The 10,559-nt window shown below is 66.3% G+C and carries 5 protein-coding genes; 1 reads left to right on the forward strand and 4 read right to left on the reverse strand.

Going from position 1 to position 10,559, the window contains the following annotated elements; translation table 11 throughout:
- Positions 1-150: 150 nt before the first annotated feature.
- Positions 151-2,709, forward strand: a complete 2,559-nt coding sequence (gene glgP, locus ABFE16_17645) for an alpha-glucan family phosphorylase (GenBank protein MEN6347126.1) — start codon at positions 151-153, stop codon at positions 2,707-2,709.
- Between the two features lie 75 nt (positions 2,710-2,784).
- On the opposite strand, the gene ABFE16_17650 is transcribed toward glgP, so the two are convergent.
- The 4 genes from ABFE16_17650 to ABFE16_17665 form a co-directional block, all read right to left on the reverse strand.
- On the reverse strand, positions 2,785-3,966 hold the full coding sequence (locus tag ABFE16_17650; protein MEN6347127.1) for a sialidase family protein: 1,182 nt from the start codon (positions 3,964-3,966) through the stop codon (positions 2,785-2,787).
- 39 nt (positions 3,967-4,005) lie between these two features.
- Positions 4,006-7,299, reverse strand: coding sequence for a glycosyl hydrolase (locus ABFE16_17655; protein ID MEN6347128.1), 3,294 nt, complete (start codon positions 7,297-7,299; stop codon positions 4,006-4,008).
- Between the two features lie 20 nt (positions 7,300-7,319).
- Complete coding sequence (locus ABFE16_17660) at positions 7,320-7,877, reverse strand: flavodoxin family protein (protein ID MEN6347129.1); 558 nt, start codon at positions 7,875-7,877, stop codon at positions 7,320-7,322.
- Between the two features lie 143 nt (positions 7,878-8,020).
- Complete coding sequence (locus ABFE16_17665; GenBank protein ID MEN6347130.1) at positions 8,021-10,276, reverse strand: hypothetical protein; 2,256 nt, start codon at positions 10,274-10,276, stop codon at positions 8,021-8,023.
- Between the last annotated feature and the right edge of the window lie 283 nt (positions 10,277-10,559).

Here is a 10,559-nt window from a genome sequence, read left to right on the forward strand (position 1 = left end):
CGCGTCGCCTTGACAGGTCGCCTGCGGGCAGTTGACAATGTGGTCGGGGAATTGCAGGGGCGAGGAGTAGAACCGTGGCCTTCGTGCCGCAGGCACGGGCAATCGGCTGGCAGGGGCCCTGTCCCCGGCACTTCAGGAGGTTCGTGAAGCATGAAGGCATACCGTACCTACACCGTGACTCCGAAGCTTCCAGAGAGCCTGGAAGACCTGCGCAGGATTGCCTACAACCTCTGGTGGTGCTGGAATCCTGATGCGATAGAGCTGCTGCGACGCGTGGATCGCGACCTGTGGGAGGAGTGCGCCCACAACCCGGTTGCCGTATTCGGACGGGTGAGGCAGGAGCGCTGGGAGCATCTGGCAGCGGATGAGGGCTTCCGCCAGCACCTGGAGCGCGTCGCAAGCGCCTTCCGCGAGTACATCGACTCGAAGACTACCTGGTTCGCCCGGACCTACCCGGAGGCAGCGAAGCGGAAGATCGCCTATTTCAGCTTCGAGTACGGCCTGACCGAGGGCCTGCCGATCTACGCCGGCGGACTAGGTGTCCTGGCAGGCGATCACCTCAAGGCCGCCAGTGACATGGGCGTTCCGCTGGTGGGCATCGGCCTGCTGTATCAGGTCGGGTACTTCCGCCAGTACCTCAACGCAGACGGCTGGCAGCAAGAGTCCTATGCAGAGAATGACTTCCACATGCTGCCCGTCGAGCCGGTGATGGACGACGACGGCTCCCAGCTTTGCATCCATATTCCGGTCGACGACCACTCTCTGACGGCCCTCGTGTGGCGGGTGAATGTGGGGCGCATCCCGCTATACCTGATGGACACCAACACCCCGGAGAACAGTCCGGAGGACCGCCAGATCACGTACCAGTTGTACGCCGCGGACATGGTCATGCGCATCCGCCAGGAGATTCTGCTGGGCATCGGCGGCATTCAGGTTCTGGACGCCCTGGGCGTAGCGGCCGAGGCCTTCCATATGAACGAGGGGCACGCGGCCTTCATGGCGATCGAGCGCGTTCGTCGCGCCATGAGCAAGCACAAGCTGACTTTCCCCGACGCCGTCGAGGCAACTCGCATCGCGAACGTATTCACGACTCACACCCCGGTACCGGCCGGGCATGACCGCTTCCCGCCATCGCTGGTCGACCGCTACTTTCGCCACTACTACCCGCAGCTCGGGTTCACCCTCGATCAGTTCCTGGCCCTGGGGCGCGAGAATCAGGCCAATCCGAACGAGGAGTTCTGCATGACGGCGCTGGCGCTGCGGCTGTCGGCGTGGCGCAACGGCGTCAGCAAGCTGCACGGGGAAGTCTCCCGGCGCATGTGGAAGGGAATGTGGACGCAGGTCCCCGAGGAGGAGCTCCCGATCGGTTCGGTGACCAACGGCGTGCACACCGGCACCTGGATCTCGAACGACCTGGCGGTGCTGTACGACCGCTACCTCGGTGCTGAGTGGCGGACCGAGCCGGGCGACCAGACGATCTGGCACCGTGTGGCCGGCATACCGGAAGCCGAGCTGTGGCGCACACACGAGCGACGTCGCGAGCGGCTCGTCGCCGTTGCCCGGCAGAGAATGCGGGACCAACTGCTGCATCGCGGAGCCGGACCGGCGGACCTGGCCCAGGCGGACGAGATTCTGAATCCGGATGTCCTGACGATCGGCTTTGGACGACGCTTCGCCACCTACAAGCGGGCGAATCTGATCCTGCGCAACCCGGACCGGCTCAAGGCCCTGCTCAACGACCGCGACCGGCCGGTGCAGATCCTCTACGCCGGGAAGGCGCATCCCAACGACCGGCCCGGCAAGGACCTGATCCGGGAGATCGTGCACTTCGCCGCGGATCCGGCAGTGCGCAGTCACGTGGCCTTCCTCGAGAACTACGACATGAGCCTCGCCCGCTACATGGTGCAGGGAGTGGACGTGTGGCTCAACACTCCGCGCAGGCCCCTGGAGGCCAGCGGCACCAGTGGAATGAAGGCGACGGCGAATGGCGGCCTGAACTGCAGCGTCCTCGACGGCTGGTGGGTTGAGGGCTATGCGCCCGAGACCGGCTGGGCGATCGGCCACGGTGAGGAGTACGCTGACGAAGAGCAGCAGAACGACATCGAGGCCAATGCACTCTATACGCTGCTCGAGCAGGAAATCATCCCGCTGTTCTACGAACGCGGTCGTGACGGCATTCCTCACGACTGGGTGCGCCGGATGAAGTCGGCCATGGGGGCGATCTGCCCGGAATTCAACTCGAACCGCATGGTGGGCGAGTACGTGGACCGCTTCTATCTCCCCGGCCTGCGAAGGGGCGCTGAGCTGGCCGCCAATGACTACCAGCGGGCCAGGCAGCTTGCCCAGTGGGTGCAGCGAGTCAAGCAGAACTGGGCACAGGTGCGCTTCGTCGAGATCACCGACGACGCTCCCGAGGTTGCGCAGTACGGGGACCGCGTCACAGTCCGAGCCAAGGCCTTCCTGGGCGCACTCCAACCCAGCGACATCCTGGCGCAGCTTGAGTTCAGCAACGTCGACTCGGGTGCGAACCTGGTGGCCCCGGAGACGCGGCGGATGGAGTACGTCGGCCCCTCCTCGGACAACACACACCTGTTCCTGGGGACTGTCGTGTGCGAGGGGACGGGTCGCTGGGGTTATGAGGTGCGGCTGATACCCTCTCACCGGGACCTCCCCGACCCCTTCGACATGAACTGCATTCTGTGGGCCTAGAGATGACGGGGGCCAGGTCGCGAAGACCTGGCCCCTTTGCTTTTGCGGTGTGTTGCGCGACCGGTGGACCGGCTCTCAGCACAGGTTCAGCGGCACCTTCATCAGGTACACGCTCCGGGCGTCCTCCCAGGCGAAGTGCAGCAATCCCCGCTGCTCGTCGAGATACCCGTCGGGGTAGTTGAGGCTCACCCGTGGGTTGTCATCCCAGACCAGGTCCAGCTTCGCCGACCAGGTGCGCAGGTCGTCCTCACTCACCCACAGCGAGAGTGGATTGCGGCGACCGGGAACGTCCCCTTCATAGGGCACCGGGTTGTGGATCAGGAAGAGGCGGCCGTCCGTCGCCCGCAGCAGATTCACCTTCGCCGCCGGGTTCGGGATGGCCGACTGTTGCGCCTCCGACCAGGTCTCGCCTCCATCGGTCGATTCGCTTTGCCACAGCCAGCCGTCGCGCTGAGAGCGGATCAGCATCACCAGACGGCCGCCGGAGACCTCCACCACCCGCGGCTCAATCAGCCAGCCATGCTTGCCTCCACGCACGTACCCTCGCAGGCGGAAGGTCTCTCCCCCATCGTCGGAGAGCATCACGCCCACGCAGTAGCGGTGGTTCCGGTCGGCCCACTGGTTGCCCGCGTTCTGCAGTAGTCCGGAGTCGGCGCCATAGGGCATTTCAACCTGCATCAGCGCCCGGTTGCCGACTCTTCCAGCCACCGGAGCACGCCCGCAGGAGGGCTCGGCCCACTCCTCGCCAATCAGCTCCGGCCAACTCACCGGGATCACCCAGCGCCCGGAGGAATGCAGGATCCCGCGGTTCGCCCAGACGTTGTGGATGCCGCCGGGAATCGAGTGGGGGCCGCTCCAGGTCAGGCCGCCGTCGCGACTGACAGCCCGGTAGCTGTGGTTGTGGCACATCCAGGCGTAGTTACCGTAGGTCTGCACGAAGGCGTGGACCTCGTCGCCTCCCGGAACGAAGAGCTCAGAGGTGAACAGCCCACGTGTGGGATGGCGGAACTCCCCGAGGCTGCGCCAGGTTGCGCCGCCGTCATCGCTGCGCTGGATCATCGTGTAGTTGCCGACGTGGGGCTCCGTGAAGCCGCCGACGGTCCAGGTGCACAGCAGGGAATCGCCGCCCAGGGGACGCAGAAGCGCCTCCCGGGTCCAGCAGCGCAGGCCGGTCTCGGCCCAGGGATAGCCCTTGGGGCCAGGCCAGATCTCGGTGTTCTTCACGCCCGGATGGACGTGTCGCGTCGGTTCGGACATCAGAGGACTCGCCTCACTCTTTGGCGGTATCCCTGCCGACTACCCGTTGGGCAGAAGGCATAGCTGCGGCAGTTGCACGGTGAACTCGACCTTCTCCTTCTCCTTGCCGAAGTAGCCGCCCCAGCCCACACTCACCCGGACGATGCGGTCCAGGTCGAGCTGCCCGGTAGTGTCCTTCGACCAGCCCGCGAGGCGTAACTGGCTGAAGGCCACCACGGCCCCGCGATCACCTGCCATGCTCAGCGGTCGCCCGCAGTCGGCGAGGTACTGGCCGCCGTCGGAGTCCTCGAGGATCACCAGCAGGTTCGAGGGCGTCGTCTGGCCCGCAGGCACCGAGGTGCGGACATAGAGTCCGGTCCCGGCGCTCAGGTCGATCGGCTTCGGGTACAGGAAGTTCATGAACAGGAAGGTGTCGACGTCGGACTTCGTCAGAGTGCCGACCGATCGCCAGCCGCCGTCGGGCGCCTTGGTGACCTCGGCGGAGACGAACTCACCCCGTCCGGCCGTGGGCTCAACGGTCGGGATACTGCGCAGGCTGAGCTCGAACCCGGCGGTCGAATCGAGCTTCTTGCGCTCGGGAGTTCGCGCCGAGGGGAAGCGCAGGATCGCACCTCCGTAGGGCTCCAGCGAGAGCTTCGCGGTGCCACTCGTGAGCCGGGTGCTTTCGCCCGTGGCCGGGTTCCACAGCTTCCCGGCGCCAGTGCCGGTCACCGTGACGTCGCCCTCGAAGGGTGCGCCGCTGTCGTTGATGACGAAGTAGACCTCGTTGCCGTCGATGGAGCGATGCGTGGCACGGATCGGCGACTGCCCACCGGCGGCCGCGACCTCGGGCTCCAGCACCGCGTTTAGGACCGTCGTCAGCAGGGCTCGTGTACCTGCCGGAAGGTAGATGCCAACGCCACCGGCGGCGTTGCTGCGACTGCGGGGGACGAAGGCCTCGGCTGCGCTCTTCGCCTCGCCGAAGATCTCTCGTCCGAGAGCCTGCACACGCGCCGAGGGGAACTCGGTGTCGCTGTTGGCCGGTAGCGCATCGAGGGCGACGACAACTCCGCCGGTGCGCCAGAAGTCGGCCAGCTTCTCCCAGACCGCTGCGGGGAGTGTGTCCACAGCGGGCAGCACCACGACACGCCAGCGCAGCTTGCCATGGCTCAGTGCGCCGGCGTCGACCTTGGACTCGCCGAGCGCCTGGCTGTCGACGTAGGTGAAGTCGCGGCAGGAGCCATAGAGGCTATCGCCGGCTCCCCGGTAGGCCGACTCGATGAGGCGCGCCTCGGGCGAGTCCGTTGAGCCACGTCGGGCCGGGAGGAACTTGGCCCAGACACTCTCCACGGGATACACGAGGGCGATGTCGGCGACCTGGTGCCCGCCCCAGAGAGCGGTGCTGCAGCGACCGACCCAGGTGTTCAGGCGGCGCAGCTGGTCGGGCTCGAGGCCATTGAAGGTGTAGTAGCTGGTGATCGTGTTGATCCCGTTGAGTAGCAGGCGATTGCAGGTCCCGCGAATCTCCTCTTCGGTGACCACGCGAACCGGCCGAGTGTCACCTGCCGGCCGATAGCGCTGGGAGTGGTCGGAGGTCTCGCACATGGTCGGGCCGACCTCACGCAACTCGGCGGCGCTACTCAGGAGTCGGGCGACGAACCAGGGCACCTCGGCGGGGATTGAGGTGAGGCAGTCGATGCTCGGAGCATCCAGCCGCCGTATGCAGCGGAAGAAGTCGCCGTAGTAGCAGACGTGCGAGAGCAGGGATTCCTCGATCAGCAGGTGGCCGCCGGAGGGCACCTTGAGCTTGCGGCACGCCTCCTGGATCTGGCCGAAGAAGTTCTCAGACACCAGTTCACCGATGGTCTGCCAGAAGTCGCACCGGGCCCTCTGACCGGCCGAACCGGCGTCGGCAATAAGCGCCGGTAGGACCGGCTCCAGGGCATACCCGCGACGCTTCTGGAACTCTGCCGGGAGCTGCGGCGCCCAGGGCAAGGGCCGCCAGTTGCTGGGGCGCATGAAGCTGCTCATCAGCGAGGGCTCGTCGGTGAAGGTGGCCTCGAAGTACTTGCCGAGGTCGGGGCCGAGGGTCTTGGCGTAGCCGCCGTAGGTGAGTTCGATGAAGCGCTGGGTCGGCTCGGGCATGAGCAGGTTGATGTAGTGGTACTTCTGCGCCAGGCTCAGGGCCGCGTGGGTGTTCTCATAGAGCGGTCCCTCGCAGAAGACCATCACGTGCCACTTGCCCGCGGGAAGCTCGGCGGTCAGCTTTCCGTCGCGGACCGAGGCGGACAGGTCTCGCGGCTGCTTGAGGTCGACACCGGCCGCCGTGACTGGATAGGCCGCTGCGGAGTGGATCGTGCCCGGCGGCACCTCGAGGCTGATTGGTCCGCCGTCGCTCAGGGCATCGGCAACCAGCAGACCTCTGGCTTCCCACTCGGGATGGCCCTGCAAGGTGAGGCTGCCGGCGGCTCCGGAGGGATAGCCCTTCTCGTCATAGAGCCACAGGGCCATGCCGGAGTCCTTGGCCATCGTCACTCCCTCGCGGAAGCGCTGCCACTCAGCGTCGTCCTGGAGGTACTTGTCGGAGAAGGGGTAGTTGGTGACCATGCCGCCAAACTCCAGGGACAGCAGCTGGCGCAGGTTGCTCTTCTGAGCATCCTGGGCCATGCCTCCGAAGCCATGTTGGATGCGCAGGATGCGACAGGCTGCGGGCGGATTGGCGAACCGCTCCTCGAAGGGCTGGTCGGGCTTGCCATAGCTTCCGGCAGAGAGGGCCATGTCCGAAGGGATGAGCGTGAGCATGGGACCGTCGATTCCTCCCGGGCCGCCGCCGTCGTAGACGCGGACGGCCAAGACATTGTCCGCGCCGGGCTTCACCAGTCCGGCCGGGACCTTGTAGCTGCGCCACGTGCCAACCTTCTCGGCAGCGCCGACCAACTGGCCGTTGAGGAAACTGCGGTCCCCGTCATCCACGTTGCCCAGTTCCAGCAGAAGCTCCTTGCCTTCCCAGGCGGCGGGCACCGTGAAGTGCAGCCGGTACCAGGCTGCGCCGTCGTAGTCGGTCCAGGGCAGGTTGCCCTTGGGCTTCGGCGGCTGACCGGGACGCGGATCGGTCACTCCCTGCGGCTCCCAGCTTCCGGGCACTCGCAAGGTGCGCCAGTCGGAGTCCTTGTAGTCAACGCGCTGCCAGCCTTCCTTCTCCCCCACCTCCGCGGGGTCGGTCGAGAACAGCCAGGAGCCGTTCAGGTTGCCGTAGCCCGAACTGAGAGTGCGTGGAGCGGCCTGGCAGCCCCAGACGGGAATCAGCAGGGACACGATGACGGCCAGGCACAGTTGGCGGTGCCTTGGATACATGGGCAAGCTCTCCCTTCGCTTCAGCCTTTGCAGACGGTCTCGACAAGTGCCTTGCCGGCCGCAGCAGCGAGTGCGGTCTTGTAGGAGCGATTGAGGCGGGTCACCGGGATCAGGTCAAAGATCTTCATGCCCAGATGCTGGAAGTAGCGCTCCAGCGCCTGCTGACAGGTGACGGTTCCGCCACCTCCACCACCGGCACAGGCGATTCCGATTGCGTAGCGACCCACAAGAGGCTTCTCACCCGGCGCGGGATTCTCACAGCGCCGCAGGCGGTCGAGGAAGTTCTTGGCAACCTCGGAGGCCTCGCCGTAGTACACCGGCGTGCTGAAGATCAGCGCATCGGCACCGCGCAGCTTCTCGCGCAGCGCCTGGAAGTCGTCCTCGATGATGCAGCGGCCCTCACTGCGGCAGACTCCCCAGCCGTTGTCGCATTGCCGACAGGCCTTCAGCTTCAGCGTCTTCATGTGCACCAGCTCAATCTCAGCTCCCGCCTCGCGGGCACCATCAAGCGCAGAGATGAGCATGGTGGCCGTGAGGCCATCCTGATTCGGGCTCGCGTTCAGACCAATCACACGCATTGCAGCAGCACCTCCCAAAGTGGTTCCTTGCTTGCAGGCATCCGTCGGTACAACGGCACCTCACCCTAAGCGCACTGCTGAGGCCCTGATACCGCTTGGGGTCTCCGTGCACTGTAAGGACGTGGACTGAGCCGTATGGGTTTCTATCGCCCAGCCTTGTCGATTCCCAGAAAGCAGCCGTTCCCGCCGGTGCCCATCCACAGTCGCGAGGGGTCCGTAGGGTCAACCCGCAGGCAACTGACGTTGGTCGAGGACAGGCCCTCGTTCTCGGGCTGCCAGGTCTTGCCGCCGTCCGTGGACCTGAAGACCCCCGGCGCGCGGCAATCGTCATGATAAGGGTGGTCGGTGGTGCCCACGTAGATCACGTCGCTGTTGGCCGGACTGACCGCGACGCAGTTGGTGAAGTGGAAGTCGAAGACCCTCCTCCAGGTGCGGCCGCCGTCGACGCTCTTGAACAGCCCGCCGGGGAGCGTTCGGTTCGGCGTCACGGAGCGGTCGAGACCCTCCCGCTGGCACAGATAGAGCGTGTCGAAGGTCTTCGGATCGGCGCAGAGCTGCTTCAGGTCGCCGAAGAACGGCCCGGGAGCAGCGCCGTCGACAAGCTGTGAGGGCACGGCCGACCAGGTCGCGCCGCCATCGCGAGTCTCGTAGAGTCCGCTCCCTGCCGAGGGTCTTCCGGGCAGCGCGCAGCACAGATGCAGTGGGTTCGCCGGGTCCATTAGCAGGCCTGCGGGTCGCTTGCCTGCCTCCTCCGGAAGGCCCTGCATCACCGGCTTCCAGGTCTGCCCGTCATCCGCGCCGGTGTAGATGCCGTTGCCCTCGCTGAGGACATAGAGGCGGCGACTGTCCGCCGGGCTGGTCGCATCGACGAGCAGGCAACTGGTGCGTCCGTTGGGCAGGCCCGTCTCCGGGGTGCCGACCCGAGTCCAGGTCAGGCCGCCGTCGAGACTGCGGCAGACCTCACCGTTGTTGGCGCCCCAGTCGCCGTTGCAGGACCACAGCTTGTTGCGGACGGTCGGGTCGAGGGTCACGCTGAAACAGGTGCCCGTGAACTTCATCCCCTGCGTGCCCTTGCGGAAACTGCGGCCGTTGTCGTCGCTGACCAGCAGGCCGATGTCCATGTAGCCGAAGTACACGCGACCGGGGACTAGCGGGTCCGGTGTGATATCGCGGGCGCAGGTGACCTCGACACCGTTGGTGGAGAACCGGGCCGGTGCGTCGCCCTCAGCGGCCATCATGCGGCAGTAGCGCTGGCTCCAGCCCTTCGCGCCATTGTCGGTGAGGAAGACTTGACCGGAGGTGCCGAAGATCACGCGCTCGGGCCTGGTGGGGCACAGAGACAGGCACTCGACGGCCGGCCCCCACTGGGTGATCCAGCCATAGTCCATTGTGGCGCGGTCCCCGGCCTGCCGCCAGGTGCGGCCGCCGTCGGTGGTCTTCGAGACACCGGCGCTGACCCAGGCGACATCGCCCACATAGACGGTGTCCGGATCGCGAGGGTCGACCGCGATCTCCTTGTAGTTCGAGGTCATCTGCATGGGCTGGCCGGTCTTGCCCACTCGCATCGCCAGGCCCTGACTGCGCGAGGTCCAGGTCCGGCCATAGTCCTCGGAGCGGAAGACGCCGCCGTTCCAGGTCTGGGTGTCGCGAGCGGTCGTGCGCAAGGTCGCGTAGACAATCTGCGACGCCGAGGGTGCGAAGGCGACCTCGCGAACATCGCCATGGAGCAGGCCCGACTGCGAGAGGGTCCAGGTGTCGCCCTTATCGTCGGAGCGGTAGAGGCCCTTACTGGTCGCCGCAAGGACTACCTTGCCGTCAGGAGAGACTTCGAGATCGCTGACAATGGCCTGCGGGTCGAGGGCACCGGCTGGAGTGACCAGGCTCCAGGTCTCGCCGGTGTCCTCGCTGCGGTAGATCTGGCCCTTGCCGTCGCGTCCCTCACGGGGTCGGCCGATCCCTGCGTAGACCACGTTTGGCCGCGTCGGGTCAAAGCACACGGCGCCAAGCGGGCCGCCATAGCTGTACCGTTGAGGCGCCGGAAGGCCCTGAGTCTTGCGCACCCAGTGCAGGCCCTGATCGGTGGACTTGAACAGGCCGCCCGGCGAGCCGAGGAGCAGGATGCGACTGTCCTGCGGATGGACGGCGATGCTCTCGACGTAGTAGTCGGTGAGGCCGTCGTTGTGGATGGTCCAGGACCGGCCTGCATCGCGGGAGAGGTAGAAGCCGCCCACGTCGCAGCCCAGGTAGATCGTGTCGGGGTCGCGCGGGTCGAAGCAGATCGACTGGATCCAGCCGCCTCCGCCGGGGCCGAGGTTGGTCCAGGTGAGATCGGCCGCACAGCCCAGAGTCGGCAGCGCGAGCAGGACGCACAACAGACTGACCGGCAAGGCTCGGTTCATTGCGCCCTGGCCCTCCTGGAGGACTGCGCGGTTCGTCGAGACGGGTTGCGGGGAGGTTCTTCCTGTCCCGGCACCTGAATCCCTGCCTCGGCTGGCGTCCACCCACTTTCTGATGAGGGGCCGGGTCGGGCCTGGGGATGGGCGCCCAGGGCCTTGACCTCACCCCCGTCTCGCTGTCGCTCGACTCCCCCTTGTATGATGCGCAAGGGCGTGGGAGGATGGGTCATTCCCCACGGTGTGTGGGGGAGCCCGTCTGCCCCCCTGGCCAGGGGGGCAGACGGCG

The organism is Armatimonadia bacterium, assembly GCA_039679385.1.
GTDB lineage: Bacteria > Armatimonadota > Zipacnadia > Zipacnadales > JABUFB01 > JAJFTQ01.

Excerpts from the sequence above, each read along its gene's own strand:
- glgP (MEN6347126.1), top strand. The coding sequence starts at position 151 with ATGAAGGCATACCGTACCTACACCGTGACTCCGAAGCTTCCAGAGAGC.
- ABFE16_17650 (MEN6347127.1), bottom strand. The coding sequence starts at position 3,966 with ATGTCCGAACCGACGCGACACGTCCATCCGGGCGTGAAGAACACCGAG.
- ABFE16_17655 (MEN6347128.1), bottom strand. The coding sequence starts at position 7,299 with ATGTATCCAAGGCACCGCCAACTGTGCCTGGCCGTCATCGTGTCCCTG.
- ABFE16_17660 (MEN6347129.1), bottom strand. The coding sequence starts at position 7,877 with ATGCGTGTGATTGGTCTGAACGCGAGCCCGAATCAGGATGGCCTCACG.
- ABFE16_17665 (MEN6347130.1), bottom strand. The coding sequence starts at position 10,276 with ATGAACCGAGCCTTGCCGGTCAGTCTGTTGTGCGTCCTGCTCGCGCTG.